General features: G+C 70.1%; 22 protein-coding genes. 9 read left to right on the plus strand and 13 right to left on the minus strand.

Annotation, left to right across the window (positions count from 1 at the left end; all coding sequences use genetic code 11):
- Positions 1-6 precede the first annotated feature (6 nt).
- Positions 7-972 (minus strand): YeiH family protein, encoded by a 966-nt coding sequence (locus ACRXBZ_RS41115; protein ID WP_433884126.1) that lies wholly within the window; start codon positions 970-972, stop codon positions 7-9.
- 181 nt (positions 973-1,153) lie between these two features.
- On the opposite strand from ACRXBZ_RS41115, the gene ACRXBZ_RS41120 reads away from it, so the two are divergent.
- Positions 1,154-2,068, plus strand: a complete 915-nt coding sequence (locus ACRXBZ_RS41120) for a LysR family transcriptional regulator (protein ID WP_433884127.1) — start codon at positions 1,154-1,156, stop codon at positions 2,066-2,068.
- Between the two features lie 6 nt (positions 2,069-2,074).
- Here ACRXBZ_RS41120 and ACRXBZ_RS41125 read toward each other — a convergent pair whose 3' ends face one another.
- Positions 2,075-3,505 carry an aldehyde dehydrogenase family protein gene (locus tag ACRXBZ_RS41125; RefSeq protein ID WP_433884128.1) on the minus strand — a complete coding sequence of 477 codons (1,431 nt, stop codon included), beginning with the start codon at positions 3,503-3,505 and terminating at the stop codon, positions 2,075-2,077.
- A 194-nt stretch (positions 3,506-3,699) separates the two neighbouring features.
- Here ACRXBZ_RS41125 and ACRXBZ_RS41130 point away from each other — a divergent pair, with 194 nt between their 5' ends.
- On the plus strand, positions 3,700-3,900 hold the full coding sequence (locus tag ACRXBZ_RS41130; RefSeq protein ID WP_433883682.1) for a hypothetical protein: 201 nt from the start codon (positions 3,700-3,702) through the stop codon (positions 3,898-3,900).
- A gap of 49 nt (positions 3,901-3,949) precedes the next feature.
- Here the strand turns inward: ACRXBZ_RS41130 and ACRXBZ_RS41135 are convergent, their stop codons facing one another.
- Positions 3,950-4,090: a hypothetical protein gene (locus tag ACRXBZ_RS41135; RefSeq protein WP_433883683.1), complete on the minus strand. Its 141-nt coding sequence runs from the start codon at positions 4,088-4,090 to the stop codon at positions 3,950-3,952.
- A gap of 127 nt (positions 4,091-4,217) precedes the next feature.
- Between ACRXBZ_RS41135 and ACRXBZ_RS41140 the strand changes: the two genes are divergently transcribed.
- The 4 genes from ACRXBZ_RS41140 (at position 4,218) to ACRXBZ_RS41155 (ending at position 7,801) form a co-directional block, all read left to right on the plus strand.
- Complete coding sequence (locus ACRXBZ_RS41140; protein WP_433883684.1) at positions 4,218-4,928, plus strand: GntR family transcriptional regulator; 711 nt, start codon at positions 4,218-4,220, stop codon at positions 4,926-4,928.
- Positions 4,929-5,569: 641 nt separating this feature from the next.
- Complete coding sequence (locus ACRXBZ_RS41145; protein ID WP_433883685.1) at positions 5,570-6,190, plus strand: dihydrofolate reductase family protein; 621 nt, start codon at positions 5,570-5,572, stop codon at positions 6,188-6,190.
- 55 nt (positions 6,191-6,245) lie between these two features.
- Positions 6,246-6,569: a YciI family protein gene (locus ACRXBZ_RS41150; protein WP_433883686.1), complete on the plus strand. Its 324-nt coding sequence runs from the start codon at positions 6,246-6,248 to the stop codon at positions 6,567-6,569.
- The gene (locus tag ACRXBZ_RS41155; RefSeq protein ID WP_433883687.1) at positions 6,566-7,801 is read left to right on the plus strand and encodes an RNA polymerase sigma factor; all 1,236 of its coding nucleotides are present in this window, start codon (positions 6,566-6,568) and stop codon (positions 7,799-7,801) included. The genes ACRXBZ_RS41150 and ACRXBZ_RS41155 overlap by 4 nt, the downstream gene beginning before the upstream one ends.
- A 478-nt stretch (positions 7,802-8,279) precedes the next feature.
- On the opposite strand, the gene ACRXBZ_RS41160 is transcribed toward ACRXBZ_RS41155, so the two are convergent.
- From ACRXBZ_RS41160 to ACRXBZ_RS41170, 3 genes are all read right to left on the minus strand, one after another.
- Positions 8,280-9,428, minus strand: a complete 1,149-nt coding sequence (locus ACRXBZ_RS41160; protein WP_168588838.1) for an SPFH domain-containing protein — start codon at positions 9,426-9,428, stop codon at positions 8,280-8,282.
- A 16-nt stretch (positions 9,429-9,444) separates the two neighbouring features.
- The gene (locus tag ACRXBZ_RS41165) at positions 9,445-9,876 is read right to left on the minus strand and encodes an NfeD family protein (RefSeq protein WP_433883688.1); all 432 of its coding nucleotides are present in this window, start codon (positions 9,874-9,876) and stop codon (positions 9,445-9,447) included.
- A gap of 75 nt (positions 9,877-9,951) precedes the next feature.
- The gene (locus ACRXBZ_RS41170) at positions 9,952-10,758 is read right to left on the minus strand and encodes a DUF3097 domain-containing protein (protein WP_433883689.1); all 807 of its coding nucleotides are present in this window, start codon (positions 10,756-10,758) and stop codon (positions 9,952-9,954) included.
- Positions 10,759-10,898: 140 nt separating this feature from the next.
- Between ACRXBZ_RS41170 and ACRXBZ_RS41175 the strand changes: the two genes are divergently transcribed.
- Positions 10,899-11,672 carry an Rv1486c family protein gene (locus tag ACRXBZ_RS41175; RefSeq protein ID WP_433883690.1) on the plus strand — a complete coding sequence of 258 codons (774 nt, stop codon included), beginning with the start codon at positions 10,899-10,901 and terminating at the stop codon, positions 11,670-11,672.
- A 205-nt stretch (positions 11,673-11,877) separates the two neighbouring features.
- Here the strand turns inward: ACRXBZ_RS41175 and ACRXBZ_RS41180 are convergent, their stop codons facing one another.
- The 4 genes from ACRXBZ_RS41180 to fabG form a co-directional block, all read right to left on the minus strand.
- Entirely contained in the window at positions 11,878-12,897 is a 1,020-nt protein-coding gene (locus ACRXBZ_RS41180) for a ferrochelatase (RefSeq protein ID WP_433884129.1), read from the minus strand.
- Positions 12,898-12,963: 66 nt separating this feature from the next.
- The gene (gene fabI, locus ACRXBZ_RS41185) at positions 12,964-13,731 is read right to left on the minus strand and encodes an enoyl-ACP reductase FabI (protein WP_168588842.1); all 768 of its coding nucleotides are present in this window, start codon (positions 13,729-13,731) and stop codon (positions 12,964-12,966) included.
- Positions 13,732-13,766: 35 nt separating this feature from the next.
- Positions 13,767-14,189, minus strand: coding sequence for a zinc ribbon domain-containing protein (locus ACRXBZ_RS41190; RefSeq protein ID WP_433883691.1), 423 nt, complete (start codon positions 14,187-14,189; stop codon positions 13,767-13,769).
- A gap of 67 nt (positions 14,190-14,256) precedes the next feature.
- Complete coding sequence (fabG, locus tag ACRXBZ_RS41195) at positions 14,257-14,961, minus strand: 3-oxoacyl-ACP reductase FabG (protein WP_433883692.1); 705 nt, start codon at positions 14,959-14,961, stop codon at positions 14,257-14,259.
- A 176-nt stretch (positions 14,962-15,137) separates the two neighbouring features.
- On the opposite strand from fabG, the gene ACRXBZ_RS41200 reads away from it, so the two are divergent.
- Entirely contained in the window at positions 15,138-17,999 is a 2,862-nt protein-coding gene (locus ACRXBZ_RS41200; RefSeq protein ID WP_433883693.1) for an FAD-binding and (Fe-S)-binding domain-containing protein, read from the plus strand.
- A 92-nt stretch (positions 18,000-18,091) separates the two neighbouring features.
- Positions 18,092-18,442, plus strand: coding sequence for a thioredoxin (gene trxA, locus ACRXBZ_RS41205; RefSeq protein ID WP_168588846.1), 351 nt, complete (start codon positions 18,092-18,094; stop codon positions 18,440-18,442).
- A 232-nt stretch (positions 18,443-18,674) separates the two neighbouring features.
- Here trxA and ACRXBZ_RS41210 read toward each other — a convergent pair whose 3' ends face one another.
- The 3 genes from ACRXBZ_RS41210 to ACRXBZ_RS41220 are packed head-to-tail and all read right to left on the minus strand — an operon-like array spanning position 18,675 to position 21,029.
- Positions 18,675-19,397: an MgtC/SapB family protein gene (locus tag ACRXBZ_RS41210; protein WP_433883694.1), complete on the minus strand. Its 723-nt coding sequence runs from the start codon at positions 19,395-19,397 to the stop codon at positions 18,675-18,677.
- A 37-nt stretch (positions 19,398-19,434) separates the two neighbouring features.
- Entirely contained in the window at positions 19,435-20,034 is a 600-nt protein-coding gene (locus ACRXBZ_RS41215) for a class I SAM-dependent methyltransferase (RefSeq protein WP_433883695.1), read from the minus strand.
- 14 nt (positions 20,035-20,048) lie between these two features.
- Positions 20,049-21,029: a VWA domain-containing protein gene (locus ACRXBZ_RS41220; RefSeq protein WP_210435788.1), complete on the minus strand. Its 981-nt coding sequence runs from the start codon at positions 21,027-21,029 to the stop codon at positions 20,049-20,051.
- Position 21,030 lies beyond the last annotated feature (1 nt).

A 21,030-nucleotide genomic window follows, 5' to 3' on the forward strand; every position in this document is an offset into this window, starting at 1 on the left:
GCGACTTCACGCCAGGGTGAGCATGGTGGCGAAGCCGAGGCCCGTCACCAGAATCGTGGAGCAGACGCCGAGCGCGAAAGCCTTGGCGCCGTTTCGCAGCAGCGCCTTGATCCGCACCCCGAACCCCAGCGCGAACAGCGCACCCGTCAGCAGCAGGGTGGTCAGCTGCTTCGCGCCGTCCAGCACGGCCTCCGGCAGCACACCCCCGCTGCGAACCGCCACCGCGACCAGGAATCCGAGCACGAACAGCGGCATGATCGGTGGCCGCTTGCCACTGTCGGCGGCGCTGCGGCGGCGCTCCACCACGCTGACCGCAATCACCATCGGCGCAAGCAGGACAACCCGGCTGAGCTTAATGACCACTGCGACCGCCACCGCGGCCGCGCCGGCCGGCGACGCGGCGGCCACCACCTGCGCCACCTCATGCACGCTGCCGCCGGCGACACGGCCGATCTCATCGCCCGACAACCCATACCCAACGGCCACCGCGGGCAACACAAGCATCGAGATGGTCCCGAAAACCGTCACCATCGCCACGCTCGTGGCCACGTCCTCGTCATCGCGCTCGACCACGCTCTCCATCGCCGCCACCGCCGACGCACCGCAGATCGAGAAACCCGTCGCCACCAGCATCGACAACCCGCGCGGAACCCCCATCAACCGACCGATCAGCAACGTCCCCACGAAGGTCAGGGCCACAATCAGCAGCACAGCCACCACAGTGCCCGCACCGAGCCCCAGCACCTGCGTCACCGACAGCTGCAAACCCAGCAGCACCACCCCGACGCGCAGCAACTTCTTCGTCGACCACGCGATGCCCGGCCGCGCCGACGCCGGAAAACCCGGCACGTTGCCGGCCACGATGCCCACGACCACCGCGACGGTCAACGCGCTCACCGCCGGAAACCGCCCACAGATCGCCATGGACACCGCGATCGCCACGGCGGTGACCGCGAGACCCGGCCACAACACCGCAATGCCTGCACCTGACTGCTGCGAGCTGAAGGTTTTCGTCACCCGTTCAGGCTCGCCACGACGCCGCCCGCGCAGTAGCCATGATCTGCACAGGAGGTCATAGCCAAAGTGCATGCCCGACCAGCGAAACAGGCGGCAAGCAGCGGATTCACACCGGCTGCTGACCTATCCTGAGCGCATGACCCCGCCCGACCCCGAATCGCTCCGGCTCCTGGTCCTCGTCGGCGAGCTCGGCAGCATCGGAGCCGCAGCGGCCGAGCTGCGGGTCAGCCAGCCCTCGGCGAGCAAGCGCCTCAGCCGGCTGGAGCGCCAACTCGCCCTACCGCTGGTGGAACGCACCCGCCAGGGCTGCACGCTCACCCCTGCCGGGGTCATGGTCTGCGACTGGGCCAAGCAGGTCCTGGCGCACGTCGACGGCCTGATGAACGGCGTGCGCGCGCTGCGTGCCCAGCACGAGGCCAAGCTCCGCGTCGCCGCCAGCATGACCGTCGCCGAATACCTCGTTCCCCGCTGGATCAGCCAGCTGCGCCGCACGCTGCCCGACGTGCACCTGGAGCTCGACGTGGCCAACTCCTTATCCGTGGCCGAAGCCGTCCGCCACGGACACGCCGACCTCGGCTTCATCGAAACCCCGGTCCCGCCCGAAGGCGTCTCGGTGCGGTTCGTGACCCGCGACCGCATGGTCGTCGTCGCGCCGCCAGAGCACCCGTGGGCCCGGCTGCGCCGTCCGCTGACCGCCACCGAACTCGCCGCGACCCCGCTGATCGTGCGCGAACACGGCTCCGGCACCCGCGAAACCCTCTACCGCGCGCTCGCCGGAGTCGGTGCCGACCCGGTCACCCCGCTGCTGGAGCTTCGCTCCACCACAGCTGCCCGCAACGCCGTCGTCGCCGGCGCCGGGCCCGCAGTCCTCAGCGTCCTCGCGGTCGCCACCGACCTCGCCGAGAAACGCCTCGTCGATGTCCCCGTCGCAGCGCTCGACCTGCACCGCCCCCTGCACGCGGTCTGGCGCTGCGGCCTCCAGCTCACCGGCTCCGCCGCGGCCCTGCTGGCCACCGCCATGCGCACGCCTGAGGCGAGCCCCGCCGGGTAAGGACCGCTATTCCTCGTCCCAGGCCGACATCACGTGCTTGATCCGGCTGTACTCCTCCAGGCCGTAGCGGCCGAAGTCGCGAGCAGACGCCGAATGCTTGAACCCGCTGTGCGGCATCTCCGCCGTGAACGGGTGGTGCGTGTTGATCCACACCGTGCCGGCCTGCAACCGCCGCGACACCCGCATCGCCCGCGCGTGGTCGCGCGTCCAGATGCTCGACACCAGCCCGTAACGCACGCCGTTGGCCAGCTCGACAGCCCCCTGCTCGCTGTCGAAGCGCTGCACCGTCAGCACCGGCCCGAGCACCTCGTTCTGCACCAGCTCGTCGTCCTGCTCCACACCGGCGACCACCGTCGCCTCGTAGAAGAAGCCCCGCTCCCCCTTGCGCCGCCCACCGACGACGATCCGCGCGTGCTCCGGCAACCGCTCCAGATGCGCCTGCACGATCTCCAGCTGCCCCAGGCTGTTCAACGGCCCGAACGCCGCGTCCAGATCCTGCGGCGGCCCCGGACGCATCGCCTCGGCCCACTCGGCCAACGCCACCACGAGCTCGTCGAACACCGCCGGACCCGCCAGCACACGGCTTGCCGCCGTGCAGCTCTGCCCCGCGTTGCCGAACGCCGCAGCCGCGATCCGCCGGGCCGCCCGCGGCACGTCCGCGTCGTCGAACACCACCGCCGGGGCCTTGCCGCCGAGTTGCAGGTGCGCCCGCTTGAGGTCGGCGGCCACGGAACCCGCGACCTCCATCCCGGACCGGACCGTGCCGGTGATCGAGAACATCCCGGGCACTTCATGCGCCACCATCGCCCGGCCGCTGTCGCGATCCCCGCAAATCAGGTTCAACGCGCCCGCGGGCAAGAACTGGCCCGCGATCTGCACCAGCAGCGCGGTGCTCACCGGCGTCGTCTCCGCGGGCTTGATCACCACCGTGTTGCCCGCAGCCAGAGCCGGCGCGAACTTCGCCGCGGCCAGCAGCAGCGGATGCGTCCACGACGTGACCTGCGCGCACACCCCGATCGGTTCGCGCCGCGAGAACGACGTGTGCCCCGGCCGGTATTCGCCGCCGGCCCCGTCCTCCTGGACCCGCGCCGCCCCGGCGTAGAAGCGGATCAGGTCCACCGCCGTCGGCAGCTCGTCGTCGCGCACCACCGACCAGGGCTTGCCGGTGTTGCGGCACTCTGCCACCACCAGCTCATCGGCCCTCTCCTCGACGGCGTCGGCGACGTCCAGCAGCACCTGCTGCCGCTGCCGGGGCGTCGTCTGCGACCAGGATTCGAACGCCGACGCGGCCACCGCCATCACCGCGTCGACGTCCATCCAGCGCGTCAGCGGAGCGGTGCCGTACTCCTCGCCGGTACTCGGATCCACCAGCGGTAGCGTCTCGCCGGCCAGGGTGTCGGCGGGCTCGCCGTCGACGAAGTTGTGTAGTTCCAACACCGTGGTCAAAAGACAGGCCTCCATCGCCGGGCCGACCGCCGTTGGCCGACCAGGTGCTACGTCCGCCAACCGACCCTATCCCCACGGCCGAGCGTGTGAAGGCGGCTCGCCGGGGCAGCTCGTCTTCGGCCGCCGCAGCCACTGCAGCACCGCGACGACCAGCAGCTGGAAGCACCGCCGCGCTGAATCCGCCCATGTTCACCACACCCGAGGCGGTTCCGCAGCGGTGCGCCGCGTTGGCCATCCGCGCCCCGTCGAAGGCCAGCATGGCCCCGCCACCGCCAGCGCCGATGAACACCAGCGCCACCACCAGCAGCGGCATCGGCAACGTCCCCGGCCAGAGGACCAGTACCGCCCACACCAGCACCACAGCCGTGGACAACCCCAGGGTGTAGCGCCACCGGTTCGGTCGGCCAGCAGCCCCGACGGCACCTGCAGGACCAATTAGACACCCAGCTGCAGCGCGGAGAACAGCGCCAGGACCGCCGGGCCGGTGTCGAAGCGCCGCAGCGCCTCCGGTGCCGCCACGCCGAGGCTGGCGGGTGGAAAAGCGCCGCGCAATAGCAGAGCGCGCCGACTCGCCACACCAGCCACGCCACCTTCGACGATCTGGGGCGATCGCCCTTCTCCCCGATGAGTGACGCGGTCATGACGGTCTTGGAGAATCTTGTATTCACCATAGATACAAGATGCGCGGAAGTAGGATGACCTCGTGTCGAGCGCAACACCACGCGACCCCGTGTCCTCCGCCACTCCCGCCGTACCCGGGCCGCCCGCCGCGGACCGCGCGTATCAGCACGTCAAGGCCGGCCTGCTGGACGGCAGCTACCCCGACGGCGACCTGCTGTCCGAGGGCGAGGTGGCGAACGCGCTGCAGATGTCGCGCACCCCGGTGCGCGAGGCGTTCCTGCGCCTGCAGACCGAGGGGTTCCTGCGGCTCTACCCGAAGCGGGGTGCGCTGGTCGTGCCGGTGACCCCCACCGAGGCCCGGGCGGTCGTGGAAGCCCGGCTCGCGCTGGAGACTTTCGCCATCGACAAGCTCGCCATGCAGGGCCGGGACGCGATGGCCGCCGTCGGCGAGCAGTTAGCCGCGCACCCCGCGTGCGATGCCGCCGAGCTCAGCGACGCCGGGATGCACGAGGCCGACCGCGCATTCCACGCGACCCTGGTGGCCGCGGCAGGAAACCCGGTGGTCGCCGACCTCTACAACGCCCTGCGCGACAAGCAGATGCGGATCACCGCCACGGCCCGCACCCACGCCGTGCGCCCTCGCATCACCCAGCAGCACGCACACCTCGCGTCGGCGATCCGGGACGGCGACCCGGAGCTGGCCAAGGCCCGGCTGCGCAAGCACCTGCTCGGCACGGTCCGCGCTTTCGGGGTCGCCGGCGGCCCCTATCTCGACCCGGAATCGGACCTCTGAGGCTGTTCGGCTCTCCCCTCAAGCCTTTGCGACGTCGCTGAGGGGGGACTTAATTTCGATCAACACTGAAATAATCGTGATTGCAAAACTGACGAGCTGCGGCAGTTTCGCCGGATTCGCCCCGCTGGTGTTGGACCTGCCGCCTAGCCTCGGGACGTGACCGAGACGCAGTTCGGGGGCGCGACTGGCCGACCTGGTGGGCGAGGTCGGCCAGGCCCTCGGCGTCGGGTCCGGTGCGGGTGGCCATTGCTTGGCTTCGTTGTCGCTCGTCAGCGCAACGAATGATGATCATCATCGTGTCCGTTGTGGACAATGCGTGCGCGGAAGCGGGGTTTTTGGGGGCCGTCGGTGACACGACAGGGGGCTGGTCGCCCTCGCGCCCGAGCCGTTCGATGCCCGCCACCACTGGTCCGGATCTTCGCGATCGATCTGGTCCAAGAGCTTGTCCGCACTGGGCGCGCTTGAGGAAGTGGAGCGCGGTCGCCGCGAAACTGCCGTGCTGCCGGATCGCTGACGACCGGCGTCGGCGGAAAGTTCTCCGAAAGAAATCCGGGAGGCGGTGTCGGATCGGGGCGGAGGTGTTCGTAGCAGGGGTGAGGCCGCCCGCAAAGGGGCGGCGCCAAGGTAAAGGAACCGCGATCATGAAGCTGACGACCATGACTCAGGTCACCCTCGATGGAGTGATGCAAGGAAACGGCGGCGCGTCGGATGAGGACCGCAGGAACGGATTCGAGCGCGGCGGATGGGCCCGGGGGAAGGGCGACCACGAGACCGTGACGTTCATCAACGAGACCTACCAGCGCGCCGACTCGTTCCTGTTCGGCCGGCGGACCTACGAGCTGTTCGCAGGCTCGTGGGGAGCCTGGACGGTCCAGGATGTCCCTGGCTGGGAGCCCGTCATGCGGGCCTTGAACACACGGCCCAAGTACGTGGCATCGACCACACTCACTGACCCGGCGTGGTCGGGCACCACCGTCCTGTCCGACGATCTTGCGACCGCCATCGCGGACCTGAAGGCCAAGCCGGGGGGTGAGCTGCAGGTGCACGGCAGTGGCGCCCTGACCCGGTGGCTGCTGGCGAACGATCTGGTCGACGAGATGACTCTGATCGTGGTCCCGGTGATTCTCGGCCAGGGCGCGCGGTTGTTCCCGGAGACCGGCCCGGATCTCGCGCTCGACCTGGTCGAGTCGCGAGTGGACTCGAAGGGCGTGACGGTCCAGGCCTACCGGCCAGCCGGGCGCCCGCAGTACGCAGGAAACTGACGCACCTGACCGGCACACCACACAGTCTTGACACACCACAGGAGATGATCTTCAGATGCGGTACCTGGTTTCCGTGATCGATGACAAGAGCAATCCCGGCAGCACGGACAGGCAGCCTGCCATCAGCGCGTTCAACGAACGGCTGATCGCCGAGGGCTACTGGGTTTTCGCGGGCGGACTCGCAGACACCACCACGGCCACGGTCATCGACAACCGGGGCGAGCAGGCGGTGTTCAGCGACGGGCCTTTCGTGGAGTCGAAGGAGTACCTTGCCGGCGTCTGGGTGTGGGAGGCCCCCGATCTGGATGTGGCGCTCAAACTCGCCACCGAGGCGTCGAAGGTCTGCGATCGGAAGATCGAGGTGCGGCCGTTCCAGTGAGCGACGTCGAGGAGGCGATCATCCGGGTGCACCACGAGGAGTGGGCCCGGGTGATCGCTGCCCTGACCAGGCGTTTCGGCGATCTCGACATCGCCGAGGAAGCGGCCGCCGAGGCGTTCGCGACCGCCGTCGAGCGGTGGCCGGCCGACGGCGTGCCGCCCAACCCCGGCGCCTGGCTGACCACCACCGCCAACCGCAAGGCCATCGACCGCATCCGGCGCGAGAACAAGCGCGACGACAAGCACAAGGAGGCTCAGATGGTGTACGACGACGACCCGCCCGAGCCTCCCGGCGCCATCGACGACGACCGGCTCCGGCTGATCTTCACCTGCTGCCACCCGGCGCTGGCGACGGAAGCCCGCGTGGCTCTGACGCTGCGCATGGTCGGCGGTCTGACCGTGCCCGAGATCGCCCGCGCCTTCCTGGTCGCCGAGAGTGCCATGGGACAGCGGATCACCCGCGCGAAGGCCAAGATCAAGGCGGCACGCGTCCCGTATCGGGTGCCGTCCAGCGAGGATCTCCCGGCCCGCGTGTCCGGCGTGCTGGCCGTCCTGTTCCTGGTATTTAACGAGGGCTACCTGGCAACCGGCCCGGACACCGATCCGGTGCGGGACGACCTGACCGCCGAGGCGATCCGGCTCACCCGGCTGATCCGTGCCCTGCTGCCGGCGGACGGCGAGGTGGCCGGGCTGCTCGCGCTGATGCTGCTCACCGAGGCCCGCCGCACCGCCCGGGTCTCGGCCGACGGTGAACTGGTCCCGCTCGGCGAGCAGGACCGTGGTGTCTGGGACGCGGCGCTGATCGCCGAGGGACATCGACTGGTGCGCGAACGCCTGGCCGCTGCCGCCGGCGGGGCGGCTCCTGGTCGCTACCAGATCCTCGCCGCGATCAACGCCGTGCACACCTCCGCCCGCGACATCCGCGACACCGACTGGTCGCAGGTCGTCGCCCTCTACGACCAGCTCGTCCGCATCGACCCGTCGCCGATCGTGGCCCTCAACCGGGCCATCGCGGTTGCCGAGCTGGACGGCCCGGAGGTGGCGCTGGTGGCCGTGGACCGTCTCGACGAGAGGTTGGCGGGCTATCACGCCTACCAAGCGACCCGCGCCGACCTGCTGCGCCGGCTGGGCCGCAGCCAGGAGTCGCGCGCGGCCTACGCCAAAGCCATCGGACTGGCCGGCAACACCGCCGAGGCCGCCGCCCTGACCCGCCGCCGCGACCAACTGCGGTAGCGCCCACGGATCCCGATCGAAACCCCGCGGGCAGCGGCGGCCGACCCGGGGCCCCTGCCGATGCATTCCGCAACCTGTCGCGCCAGCGACAGGTTGCGCTTCGTCCGAGCTTCGAATGCCAGGTCGCGAGTACGCATTTCGCGACGCCGAGCGCGCAGACGATGCCCCGGTAATGGCAATCAGATCGGCCTAATACCCGCATGAGGTCGTTCAGCTTCTGACGGTCGGCACCGCACTGTCGTCGGCATGAAAGGACGTCCGACCTGCCGGACAGGGTCGGGGCAGGCTACCCGCCGAGATCGTCCATGAACTCGTGTACCAGGATCACGGCTCGCGGGAGTTCTCTGTCCGGGATCCGGAAGGCGACAGCTGGAGCTTCGGGACATACGCGGGCAGCCGACCCCCCGAACCCCTTCGATGCGGCAACGAAAAGGCTCGGCGGGACGTTCAGTCCCGCCGAGCCTCGGACGAACTCCGCTCAGCCCTGCTGCTGCGGCGGCTCCGGCAGCGCGGTGGGGGGAATGCCCGGGCTGGGCACCTCCTTGCGCGCCACCGCCTCAGCCGCCCGCACCGCTTCCGCGACCTCCGGGGTCGTCGAGGTGTCGAACCAGGACTTCACCGACTCCTCTTCCTCCTCCGGAGCGGCGGTCGGCGGCTCCTCCTTCGGCGGCTCGTAACGGAACACGCCGTCCTCGCCGGGCGCGCCGAGCATCCGCGCGAAGCCCTCCAGGGACTTGCCGAAGTCGCTGGGCACCACCCAGACCTTGTTCGCGTCGCCCTGCGCCATCTGCGGCAGGGTCTGCAGGTACTGGTAGGCCAGCAGCTCCGGGGTCGGCTTGCCGCGCTTGACCGCCGCGAAGACCTTCTCGATGGCCTTGGCCTGCCCCTGCGCCTGCAGGTACCGGCTGGCCCGCTCGCCCTGCGCCCGCAGGATGCTGGACTGCCGGTCGGCCTCGGCGGTTAGGATCGCCGCCTGCTTCTGGCCCTCTGCCGCGAGGATCGCCGCCTGCTTCTGCCCCTCCGCGGTCTTGATCGCCGATTCCCGGGTGCCCTCGGCGTTGAGGATCATCGCGCGCTTCTCCCGGTCGGCGCGCATCTGCTTCTCCATCGAGTCCTGGATGGACGGCGGCGGATCGATGGCCTTGAGCTCGACCCGCGCGACCCGGATGCCCCAGCGACCGGTCTCCTGGTCCAGCACCCCGCGCAGCTGCGTGTTGATCTTGTCGCGGGAGGTCAGCGTCTCCTCGAGGCTCATCGCGCCGACCACGTTGCGCAGCGTCGTGGTGGTCAGCTGCTCCACCGCGATGATGTAGTTGGAGATCTCGTACACCGCAGAGCGCGAATCGGTGACCTGGAAGTACACCACCGTGTCTATGGACACCGTCAGGTTGTCCTGGGTGATCACCGGCTGCGGCGGGAACGAGACGACCTGCTCGCGCAGGTCGATCCGGGCCCGCACCCGGTCGAAGAACGGCACCAGGAAGTTCAGCCCGGGCTCGGCCACCGACCGGAACTTCCCGAGCCGTTCGATCACCGCCGATTGGGCCTGCGGCACCACCATCACCGACTTCACGGCGATGATCAGCACCAGCAGCACCACGACCACTAGCACGATCAGTCCGGTCATGCGTACATCCATCTCCTCACAACTCGGTCCCCACGACGGCGGTCGCGCCCGCGATCTCCACGACGGTGACCGTCTGGCCGACCTCGATAACCTGGGTTTCGTCGAGCGCCCGAGCCGACCAAAGCTCGCCGTTGATGCGAACCTGACCGCCGTGCGCATCCACAGTGGATTCCACCAGTGCATGCCTGCCGACTAGCGCGTCCACATTGGTCTTGAGTTCACCGGGGTGGTGCATCCGTCGCTTCAGCGCCGGTCGCGCCAGGAAGATCAGCCCCAGCCCCAGCACCGCGAACACCACGGCGTCTGCCGGCAGCGGAGCGCCCAGCGCCGAAGCACCCGCCGCGCCCAGAGCCGCGGCGCCCAGCATCACCAGGACGAAGTCCCCGGAGAGCACCTCGGCACCAACGAGCAGCACCCCTGCGATGAGCCACAGCAGCGTGGGTGTCATGTCTCCCATGGTGGCAGACGCGAACAGGCCCCGGCTGGCCGATTCACCGGGCGTGATCAACGCGTGATGTCGGCCTCAGCCGTCCTCGGTGACGAAGTCGATCAGCCGCTCGACCGCGGTCAGCAACGGGGTCTCCACGTCGCGGAAATTCGACACCGACGAGAGGACCCGCCGCCAGCCGTCGGCCGGCTCGGGCCAGCCCAGCTCCGCGCAGACCCCCTGCTTCCAGTCCGTCCCGCGCGGCACCCGCGGCCAGCCCACGATGCCCAGTGCCTGCGGCTTGACCGCCTCCCAGATGTCGACGAACGGGTGGCCGGTGATCAGCACGTGCGGGTCGTCGATGCCCGCCACGAGGCGGGACTCCTTGCTGCCGGGCACCAGGTGGTCCACCAGCACCCCGACCCGCCGCCCCGGCTCGGGGGCGAACTCCGCCAGTAGCCCGGGCAGGTCGTCGACGCCATGCAGCGGCTCCACGACCACGCCCGCCACCCGCAGGTCGTGCCCCCAGATGCGCTCGACCAGCTCGGCGTCGTGCTGGCCCTCCACCCAGATCCGGCTGCCCCGCGCGGTGCGCGCCCGCAGGCCCTCGACCCGCACCGATCCGGACGCCGAGCGCGTCGGCTTCGCCTGGGCAGCGCCGCGCACCGGCACCAGCGTCGCGGGCTTGCCCTCGAACAGGAACGCGGCCGGGCGCATCGGGAACAGCCGCTGCTTGCCGTGCCGGTCCTCCAGCACGACGGTGCCCTTCTCCACCCTCAGCACCGCGCCGCAGAAACCGCTCGCCGGGTCTTCGACCACCAGGCCGGGTTCGGCGGGGATCTCGGGCACCTTCCGCCGTCGCGGGCCCGCGAGGATGTCCTTGCCGTAGTTGACCGAACGCACGAGGCGTCACGGTAATCCGATCGTGGACAACTTTGTGTGCGGCGCGCCGCCGAAGCACAGATCACAGTGGAACGCCCCCGGACGACAAGGCGGCGGTCCGATCCGTACCCTCTTTCGACGTGCCTTGCCCAAGCGCCACGATGGTTGTCTGGACGTCCGCCTGGCTGCACGGTGCAGCCGCTTCGGACGACGTGCTCGATGCCCTGCAGTCCTGGGCCGAGTCGCAGGAGGTGCAAGCCGCCGACGCGGATCTGGCCGCGCGGCTGGACCTTCCCGGCCCGCAGGAGACCCCGGCCGGTCCGGCGCTGCTGCTGGCAGCGCTGCGCAAAGCCGGGGCCGGGAACAGCGAACTAGTGCTGCCGGTGCCCGGCGACGCCCGCGGCCTCGGCGGCTCGAGCCCGTTCGCGAAGCTGGCGATGCGCGTCGGCGAAGCCGTCGTGCTGCCGCAGGCCGGGATCGGGCTGGTCCCGCAGCGCATCGCCGAGGGCGTCCTGCGCTGGACGGCGTTCGAAATCGGCGATCTGCCGCCAACCGAACATTTGCCGATCGGCGAGGCCGAGCACGGCATGGCCTCGGCGATGCGAGAAGCGGCCAGCGCGCTGATCGATCTCGGCGTGGCCAAGCACCGCCCCGGGGTGCGGGAGGAGATCGGCAAAACCGTCGCGTCCCGCCCTGCGCCGCCGTGGCCGGAAGGCGTGCCGCAGCGCACCCTCCGGATCCTGCAGCGAGCCACCGAGGTCGAGGCGATCCTGTGGGTGGCCACCGAGGACGCGCCCGGCGCTGCCATGTCCGCCTCGGCGATCCGCGGCCGCACGGAGGCCCTGCGCCCGCTGTTCGACGCGGTCCGCGCCGCCCGCCGGGCGTCGGTCGCCGAGATGGTCCGTATCCTCGCCGACCGAGCGGAGAAGTCCTGATCCACCCGTTCCGGGAAACGTGACCCCTTTCGCCAAATCACCTGGACAGCCAGGTGCGGCGACGGCATGCGTTAGAACCGGTCCTTCAAGCCGTCGCGCGTCCCGAATGACCAACTGGGCGGGGCCGAGGACGCGCTCCGGGTGATGTTCTCGGCCTCACCGCCCCCTCAAGGCGGAACAGGTGTCCCCACGCGGAACCGGCCCGTCAGCAACCGGGGGCGCAGGGTTCACCGTTGGTGGTGGAACCTGCTGCTGGCATGGCGGAGAGCTTCCGCGGCTCGACGCCGTCGGTGTGCTCGGCGATGAGTTCGACGATCAGCTTCGCGAACCGCGGGTCCGGACCGGCCGTCGCCGCGCGGGCGAAGCCCATGCCCAGCTCTGCGGCCTTGTCCTTGGCCTCGTTGTCCAGGTCCCAGAGCACCTCCAGGTGGTCGGATACGAAGCCGATCGGGCTGACCACCACCGCCTGGACACCCTTGGCGTGCAGGTCTTCGATGTGGTCGCAGACGTCCGGCTCCAGCCACGGCACCTGCGGCGGGCCGGACCGCGACTGCCAAACCACGTCGTAGTCGGCCTCCCCGACCGCCTCGGCGACCAGCCGCGACGCCTCGGCGACCTGACGGGAATACCACTGCGGCGCACCGTCCGGTCCCTCCTGCCCATCGGCCCTCAGCGGGATCGAGTGCGCGGTGAACACCAGGCGCGCCTTCTCGCGCTGCGCCGGGTCCAGCTCGGCGAACGCACGGCGCACCGCGTCGGCGTTGGCCCCGACGAACAGCGGGTGGTCGAAGAACTGCCGCAGCTTCACCAGTTCCGGGGCCCGGTCACCGACTGCGGCGCGGGCCCGCGTGATGTCCTCGTGGTACTGCTTGCAACCCGAGTACCCGCCCCAGGCGGAGGTGGCGAACACCAGTGCGCGGCGCACCCCGTCGTCGGCCATCTTCGCGACGGTTTTCTCGACCATCGGGTGCCAGTTACGGTTGCCGAAGTAGACCGGCAGCTCCCGGCCCTGCGCGGCGAGTTCCGCCTCCAGGGCCGCCATGATGTCTTTGTTGAGCCGGTTGATCGGCGACACCCCGCCGAAGTGGTGGTAGTGCTCGGCGACCTCGTCGAGGCGTTCCGGCGGCACTCCCCTGCCTCTGGTCACGTTCTCCAGGAACGGCCGGACTTCATCCGGGCCTTCGGGGCCCCCGAACGACAGGAACAGCAACGCATCAAAGCTCACCCGACCATGATGCCGCCGCGCGACGAGCGCCCGCAGCCGGGGCACCGGCCGCGGGCGCGTCGCAACTCAGATGCCGAGGGCGTGCACGCCGCCATCGACCATGATCATCGAACCGGTGGTCTTGGGCAGCCAGTCCGACAGCACCGCGCACACCGACTTGGCCACCGGGGTGGGGTCGTTGACGTCCCAGCCCAGCGGGGCGCGGTCGCCCCAGCCGGCCTCCAGGTCGGCGAAGCCCGGGATCGACTTGGCCGCCATCGTCCGCACCGGACCGGCCGACACCAGGTTGACCCGGACGCCCTTCGGCCCCAGCTCGCGCGCCAGGTAGCGGGAGGTCGACTCCAATGCGGCCTTGGCCACGCCCATCCAGTCGTAGGCGGGCCAGGCGACGCGGGCGTCGAAGTCCATGCCGACGATCGAGGCGCCGTCGCTCAGCAGCGGCAGCGTGGCGGTGCTCAGCGACTTGAACGAGTACGCCGAGACCTCTAGCGCGGTCGAGACGTCCGACCACGGCGCCGCCAGGAAGTCCCCGCCCAGGCAGGACGCCGGGGCGAAGCCGATGGAGTGCAGAACGCCGTCGAGGCCGTCGACGTGCTCGCGCACCCGGTCGGCGAGGCTGTCGAGGTGCTCGTCGCTGGTCACATCCAGCTCCAGCACCGGCGCGGGCTTGGGCAACCGGCCGGCGATGCGCTGCACCAGGCTCATCCGGCCGAATCCGGTGAGCACCACCTCGGCGCCCTGTTCCTGGGCGACCTTGGCCGCGTGGAACGCGATCGAGGCGTCCGTGATCACGCCGGTGATCAGAATCCGCTTGCCTTCGAGCAATCCGCTCACGTGTTTCCTGCTTCCTATTCATTGACCACGGTGGATCACTGATGGATGGGTTCGCCCTCCGCGCACACGCATAAAGGCGTTGCGCTGAAGTCCTGGTCCGGCAGTCTGGACCGTTGGCGATCGTTTTCCCGCAAGGTTTGTCTCACCCGCATGTGTGGCGTAAACAAGGCGATGCCGGGGTCACCTACCTTCAGCAGGACATTGATCGCGGCAGCATGATCCGCGTGCCACACGACCCCGCACCGAGTGCAATAAAGGCGGTCCCCGCGACGGTCCCCAACGAAATTCGTCCAGGGCACGACTTGTGCCGTGTAGGCAGCATTGACCAGCCGCAACGCAGAACCTCTGCGCTCACCGCAACCGAGACGAGAACACCGGCACGATCGACGCCGAGTCCGGTCGCGGCTGTCCTGCGCCGCCGGGTGTTGGGCATCTGGCCCCACCAACGCCGCCATCATTGCCAATGAGCATCGGACCAAGGAATGCCTTGTGCCAGGCCACTGCGTCCGTCCAACCGGACCGGACTCAGTGGCCCATCCCGAGGCCGCCGTCGACCGGGATCACCGCGCCGGTGACGTAGGCCGCGGCGTCGGAGGCCAACCACTCCACAGTGGCCGCGATCTCCTCGGCTGCCGCGAACCTGGCCAGCGGGATCTGGCCGAGGATCTCCTTCTTGCGGTCCTCGGGCAGCGCGTCGGTCATGTCCGTGGTGACGAAGCCAGGCGCCACCACGTTGGCCGTGATGCTGCGCGAGCCGAGCTCCCGGGCGATCGAGCGCGCCAGGCCCACCAGGCCCGCCTTGCTCGCCGCGTAGTTGGCCTGCCCGGCGCCCCCGGAGAGCCCGACCACCGATGAGATGAAGATCATCCGGCCCTTGCGGTTGCGCAGCATGCTGCTGGCCGCCCGCTTGGCCACCCGGTACGAACCGGCCAGGTTGGCGTCGATGACCCGGGTGAACTGGTCCTCGCTCATTCGCAGCAGCAGCGTGTCGTCGGTGATGCCCGCGTTGGCCACCAGCACCTCGACCCGGCCGTGCGCGGCTTCCACCTCGTCGAAGGCCGCGGCCACCTGCTCCGGGTCGGTGACGTCGCACTGCACCCCGAACAACCCCTCCGGGGCGCCCGATCCGCGGTGCGTGACCGCGACCTTGTCCCCGGCGGCCTGGAAGGCCTTCGCGATGGCCAACCCGATGCCGCGGTTGCCGCCGGTCACCAGTACGGACCGTGCCACTGTGGATCTCCCCTCGAACGATGCCCAAGATTCGTTTCAGCCGCGACATTATCCGCTCACGATCCCCGGCCGCTCGTCGCCTCCATACAGAAATACCTGCACCGTGTCGTGGTCCCCCTACAGCGACCGGGGCAGGCAGAATGCGCTACAGGAGCCCCGACCCAGGAGGCGTTTTCATGGCCACCTCGTTCGACGGCCTCGCCGCCGAGCTGCGCGGCGCGCTGTCCTGCCCGGTTCGTTTCGACCCCGGCACCCGCGCGCTGTACTCCACCGATGCGTCCAACTACCGCCAGGTCCCGATCGGCGTGGTGCTCCCCCGCTCCGAGGACGACGTGGCCGCGGCGGTCGCAATCGCCCGGCGGCACGGCGTGCCGATCACCGGCCGCGGCGCGGGCACCAGCATCGCCGGGAACGCCGTCGGTCCCGGCCTGGTGCTCGACTTCTCCAGGTACCTCAACCGAATCCTGGACATCGACCCCGAGCGGCGGCTGGCCCGCGTGCAGCCGGGCGTCGTGCTGGATTCGCTGCGGTCCGCGGTCGCCGGTCACGGCCTGACCTTCGGGCCGGATCCCTCCACCCACAGCCGCTGCACGCTCGGCGGCATGATCGGCAACAACTCGTGCGGCACGCATTCGGTCGCCTGGGGCAAGACCGTCGACAACGTGCATTCGCTGGACGTGCTGCTCGCCGACGGCACCCGACTGCAGCTCGGCGCGACCTCGCCGGCCGAACTGGACCGGCTGTGCACGCGCGGCGACCGGACGGGGCGCCTCTACCGGGAGCTGCGGGCGCTGCGCGATGACGCCGGCGACCTGGTTCGCCGCTCGTTCCCGGACCTGACCCGGCGGGTGTCCGGCTACAACCTGGACCAGCTGCTGCCGGAGAACGGGTTCCACCTGGCCCGGGCCCTGGTCGGCACCGAGGGCAGCTGCGCCGTTGTGCTGGGCGCGATGGTCCAGCTGGTGCCCTCCCCGCCGGTCCGGGCGATGACGGTGCTCGGCTTCCCCGACACCTACGCCGCGGCCGACGAGGTGCCCCGGCTGCGCGGGTTGGACGCGCTGGCGATCGAGGGGCTCAGCGCCGAACTAGTGGGCGTCGTGCGCCAGCGCAACCCCGGCTCGCCCGCATTGCCGCTGCTGCCCGGCGGTCGGAGCTGGCTGCTGGTGGAATCCGGCGGAGCCGACCAGGGCGGGGCCGAGGCGGCTGCGAAGCGCATCGCGGAGGCGATGGGTGAACGGGCGGAGAGCGTGATCCACACCGCCCCGGCCCGGATGGCCGCGCTGTGGAAGATCCGCGAGGAAGGCTCCGGCTACTCGACGCGGATGGCCGGTTCCGAGCGGTGGTCCGGGTGGGAAGACGCCGCCGTACCGCCCGAGCGCCTGGGCTCCTACCTGCGGGAATTCGACGCGCTGCTGGCCAGGTTCGGCCGCCACGGGGTGACCTACGGCCACTACGGGGACGGCTGCATCCACGTCCGGATCGACTTCGACCTGCTGTCCTCCCCCGGCGCGACCGAGTACCGGGCCTTCCTGGAGGCGGCGGCGGATCTGGTCGTCGCGCACGGCGGTTCGGTCTCCGGCGAGCACGGCGACGGCCAGGCCCGGTCGGCGCTGCTGACCCGGATGTACCCGCCCGAGGTGATCGATGCGTTCGAGCGGTTCAAGACCGCCTTCGACCCCGACGACCTGCTCAACCCGGGCCAGATCGTGCGCCCGCGCCCGGTTGACGCCGACCTGCGGCTGCTGGTGGCCCCGCCCCGGCTGCCGAGCCGGACCACGCTGGCGCTGCACGCCGACTCCGGCGATCTCGCGGCCGCGACCCGGCGCTGCGTCGGGATGGGCAAATGCCTGAACACCACAGGCGGGGTGATGTGCCCGAGCTACCGGGCCACGAAGGAGGAGAAGCACTCCACTCGGGGTAGGGCGCACCTGCTGTTCGAGATGCTGGCCGGTCGTGTCGTCCGCCGCGGCTGGCGTTCTCCGGAGGTCCGGGACGCGCTGGACCTGTGCTTGTCGTGCAAGGGCTGCAAGTCGGACTGCCCGGTCGATGTCGACATGGCGACGTACAAGGCCGAGTTCCTGCACCACCACTACCGGCACCGCGTCCGCCCAGCCTCGCACTACTCGATGGGTTTCCTGCCGCTGTGGTTGCGCTTGGGGCAACGCGTTCCGAAGCTGGCGAACCGGGTGCTCGCCGGACCGCTGGCCCCAGTGCTCAAGCGGCTCGGCGGCATCGACGCCCGGCGCGCGGTCCCGGAGCTGGCGCCGCAGACACTACAGGCGTGGTGGTCGGGGCGGCGCCCGATCGCCGACGCTACCACCCGCGTAGTGCTGTTCCCGGACACCTTCACCAACCACTTCGATCCGCAGATCGGCCGGGACGCCGTCGCGGCCCTCGAAGCGCTCGGCCACGCTGTGGAGATGCCGCGCGAGCCGGTCTGCTGCGGGCTGACCTGGCATTCGACCGGGCAGCTCGGCATCGCCCGCTCGATGGCCCTCCGCACGGCCCGCCTGCTGCGGCCCCGAGTCGACCAGGGCCTGCCCGTCGTCGGCCTGGAACCCAGTTGCACCGCCTTTCTGCGCAACGACGCGCTGGAACTCGCGCCGCACGACCCGGACGTCGCGGCGCTGGCCGCGGCGACCAAGACATTCGCCGAATGGGTCGAACCGACCTGCCCGCAGTGGCGGCGAGCAGAATCCGGGCCAGAGGCGCTGGTGCAGGTCCACTGTCACCAGCACGCGGAACTGGGCTTCGCCGCCGATCAGGCCACATTGGACGCCACCGGAACCCGCGCGCGGATGCTGGATTCGGGCTGCTGCGGCCTGGCGGGGAACTTCGGCTTCGAACGCGGCCACTACGACGTCTCGATCGCCTGCGCCGAACAAGCCCTGCTCCCGGCCGTGCGAGCGGCCGACCCGGGCACTGAGATCGTCGCCGACGGCTTCAGCTGCCGAACCCAACTCCGCCAGACCAGCGAGACCGAGCCGGTCCACCTCGCCACCCTCGTCGCCCGCGCCCTCGACGTCAGCGGGTCTTGACGCGGGGGATGGATGCGATATCGGGCCGGGAATGCGAGGCCGGTGCCCCGTGTTCCCCCGGGTACGCCCGCAACCAGCCAGGAGGAAATCAGATGGCAACGGTCGAGCTGACCACCGAGAACTTCGACGAGGTCGTCTCCGGCAACGAATTCGTGATCATCGACTTCTGGGCCGATTGGTGCGGCCCGTGCAAGATGTTCGCGCCGGTCTTCGAACGCAGCGCCGAGAAGCACGACGACATCGTCTTCGCCAAGGTGGACACCGAGGCCCAGCCGCAGCTGGCCGGAGCCTTCGAGGTCCGCTCCATCCCGACGCTGGCGATCGTCCGCGACGACGTCCTCGTCTTCCAACAGCCCGGCGCCCTCCCGGAGAACGTCTTCGAAGACCTCATCCGCCAGGCCCGCGAACTCGACATGGAAGAAGTCCGCAATAGCGCAAAGTGAGTATAGGACGTGTTTTATAAGCGGCGGCAGCCGCTTGCGGTGTGGGACTCAACTGGCACCGCCGCGGGTTCTCAGGGGCTGTGCCCGCCGAAGGGCTCTCGGCGAGGCCAGTCCCCGACGCGGTGAATTGGCATTCATGACGTCGGGGGAACATGTGCGCGAGAAGGCCACAGCAACTCCCGCAGGGGGGCCGCTACCCGCGCCGCTACGCAAACCACTTTCGAAACAGGCGCTAGAAGCCCGGTTCGAAGGCCTCCCCGACCGCGGTATGCAGGACGCCTGGCAGCGTGCTGATCTCTTCGACCAGCGCCGCTGCCGGGGCTTTGCCTCGCAGCCTCAGCGCGACCACGGCGGTCCGCTGCTGCTCGTCGTCGGTGTCCTCGCGTTCCACTTCCAGATCCATCACAGTCCACCCGCGGCTGGTGCACAGCGTCAGCACGCTGCGCAGCACGCCGTACCCGTCGAGGTAACCGATGCGCAGCACCTGCGGCTCCCGCAGCGACTTGCGCATCAACCGCAGCAACCGCGGATATCCCATCGCCACGAGGAAGTGCACCGCCGTCACCGCCGCGGCCAGCACCACCAGGCCGCTGCCGCAGGCCATGCCGACCGCGGCAACCACCCACACCGTGGCCGCGGTGGTCAGGCCGCGCACCGCGTCGCGGCGTACGAAGATCAAGCCACCGCCGATGAACCCGATGCCCGAGACGATCTGCGCCGCCACCCGCGACGGGTCGAACGAGACCCGGTCGAGCACCAGCAGATCGCCGAAGCCGTACTTGGACACCAGCATGAACAGCGCCGCGCCGACGCCCACCAGGGCGTGCGTGCGGAGTCCGGCGCTCTTGGCCCGGATCTCCCGCTCCAGCCCGATCAAGCTGGAGAACAGCAGCGCGGTACCCAACTCGACGAGCAGTGGAACCTCGCCCAACCCGGCTACAATCGCACCCGACATCCCTGGAACGTAACGCACCGCCCCGGTTCGGTCACCATCAGTGCGCTCGGCCCGCCTGCCGTGGCCGCCTGGCCAAGTAGGCCACGGCAGGCGGCAGGTTGCGCCAAACCGTCCGGCTGATCACCGTCTCCTCGAATTCGGCCCGCAGGTCGGCCAGCTGCCGACGGGCTGGCGGGGCCCACCTCGTCCAGGTGTAGGCGAACTGCGTGAACGCGCCGCCGGGGACCAACGACCGGGCGATCAGCCGGATCAGCGGCACCCCGTCCACCGGCGCGTGCGCCACCCATGGCAGGCCGCTGACCACGACATCGGCCCGCAACTCGCGCTGCCGCAACAGCTCTGGCAGCTCCCTGGCGTTCGCGCACACCGACTCCACCGCCGGGAACCGCTCCCCCAGCTCGGCCGCCCACCGCGGGTTGAGCTCCAGCGCCAGGTGCCGTCCGCGGCCGCCGAGCCGGCGCTGGATCGCCTCGGTGAACGCGCCGGTGCCCGGTCCCAGCTCGACCACCACCGGATCACCCCGGTGCGGGATGGGCGCCACCATCTGCTCGGCCAGCGACCGCGAGCTGGGACCGACGGCAGCGGTCGTGGTCGGCGATTTCACGAACTCCCACAGAAAACCCGCTGCTGTGCCCACCGGCGCTCCCGTCGCTAAGGCAACCTTCGGCCGGCGAACAGCGAGATTCCGGCCGCGATGATCGCGGCGAGCGTACCCAGCACCAGCCACGGCTTGCTGGCGTCTGTGTGCTTGGTCTCGTACCCGATCTGCTCGCCGAGCGTCGCGTACACCTCGCGCAACTGCTCGGCGCTGGCAGCCTTGTGGAACTCACCACCGGAGAGCCGAGCGATCTCCTGCATCGCCTCGTCGTCGACCTCGACCCACTCCTGCTCGCCCTCGATCTCGATGCTGCCGTGCTTGGTGCCGAAGGAGATCGTGGAGATCGGGATCCCGGCCTGCTTGGCTTCCTTGGCCTTGGTGTAGGCACCGCGCGGCGCGTCCATCTCGCGCGGGATCGTCTGCCCTCCGTCGGCCATCAGCACGATCCGAGCCGGTGGCGCCCCGGCCGGGCCGCCGACCATCTTCCCGAACGAGTCGATGGCCTGCAGCGAGGCGTTGATCCCGTCGCCGGTGGCGGTCGCTTCCGCCAGCTTCAGGCTGTCGATGGCCTGCTTGACGCTGGGCCGGTCGGTCGTCGGCATCACGAGCACCGTCGCGGTGCCCGCGAACGACACCAGCCCGAGGTTGATGCCCGGCGTCAGCTTGTCCGCGAACTCCTTCGCGGCGGCCTTCGCCGCCTCCAAGCGGCTGGGTTCGACGTCGGTGGCCTTCATCGACAGCGACACGTCGATGGTGAGCATCACGGTGGCCCGGTTACGCGGGATCCGCTGCTCGGCGGTCGGTCCGGTCAGTGCCACGGTGAGCAGGACCAGCGCCACTCCGAGCAGCGCCGGAGGCACGTGCTTCCACCAGCCCTGCCGGGTCGATGCGACCCGGTCGAGCACCTCCATGTTGCTGAACCGCAGCGTGTCCCGGCGGCGGCGGCGCAACGCCCACAGGTAGCCGGCGACCAACGCCGCGACCACGAACAGCAGCAGGAACCACCACGGTGTGGTGAATCCCGACAAACTCAAC

This window comes from Saccharopolyspora hattusasensis, from assembly GCF_050972075.1.
In the GTDB taxonomy this organism is placed as follows: Bacteria; Actinomycetota; Actinomycetes; order Mycobacteriales; family Pseudonocardiaceae; genus Saccharopolyspora; species Saccharopolyspora hattusasensis.

What these genes read in the sequence shown, in the direction of transcription:
- ACRXBZ_RS41120 (WP_433884127.1), top strand. Translation starts at nt 1,154, where the DNA reads ATGACCCCGCCCGACCCCGAATCGCTCCGGCTCCTGGTCCTCGTCGGC.
- ACRXBZ_RS41130 (WP_433883682.1), top strand. Translation starts at nt 3,700, where the DNA reads ATGTTCACCACACCCGAGGCGGTTCCGCAGCGGTGCGCCGCGTTGGCC.
- ACRXBZ_RS41145 (WP_433883685.1), top strand. Translation starts at nt 5,570, where the DNA reads ATGAAGCTGACGACCATGACTCAGGTCACCCTCGATGGAGTGATGCAA.
- ACRXBZ_RS41150 (WP_433883686.1), top strand. Translation starts at nt 6,246, where the DNA reads ATGCGGTACCTGGTTTCCGTGATCGATGACAAGAGCAATCCCGGCAGC.
- ACRXBZ_RS41160 (WP_168588838.1), bottom strand. Translation starts at nt 9,428, where the DNA reads ATGACCGGACTGATCGTGCTAGTGGTCGTGGTGCTGCTGGTGCTGATC.
- ACRXBZ_RS41165 (WP_433883688.1), bottom strand. Translation starts at nt 9,876, where the DNA reads ATGACACCCACGCTGCTGTGGCTCATCGCAGGGGTGCTGCTCGTTGGT.
- ACRXBZ_RS41175 (WP_433883690.1), top strand. Translation starts at nt 10,899, where the DNA reads ATGGTTGTCTGGACGTCCGCCTGGCTGCACGGTGCAGCCGCTTCGGAC.
- ACRXBZ_RS41190 (WP_433883691.1), bottom strand. Translation starts at nt 14,189, where the DNA reads ATGATGGCGGCGTTGGTGGGGCCAGATGCCCAACACCCGGCGGCGCAG.
- ACRXBZ_RS41200 (WP_433883693.1), top strand. Translation starts at nt 15,138, where the DNA reads ATGGCCACCTCGTTCGACGGCCTCGCCGCCGAGCTGCGCGGCGCGCTG.
- trxA (WP_168588846.1), top strand. Translation starts at nt 18,092, where the DNA reads ATGGCAACGGTCGAGCTGACCACCGAGAACTTCGACGAGGTCGTCTCC.
- ACRXBZ_RS41210 (WP_433883694.1), bottom strand. Translation starts at nt 19,397, where the DNA reads ATGTCGGGTGCGATTGTAGCCGGGTTGGGCGAGGTTCCACTGCTCGTC.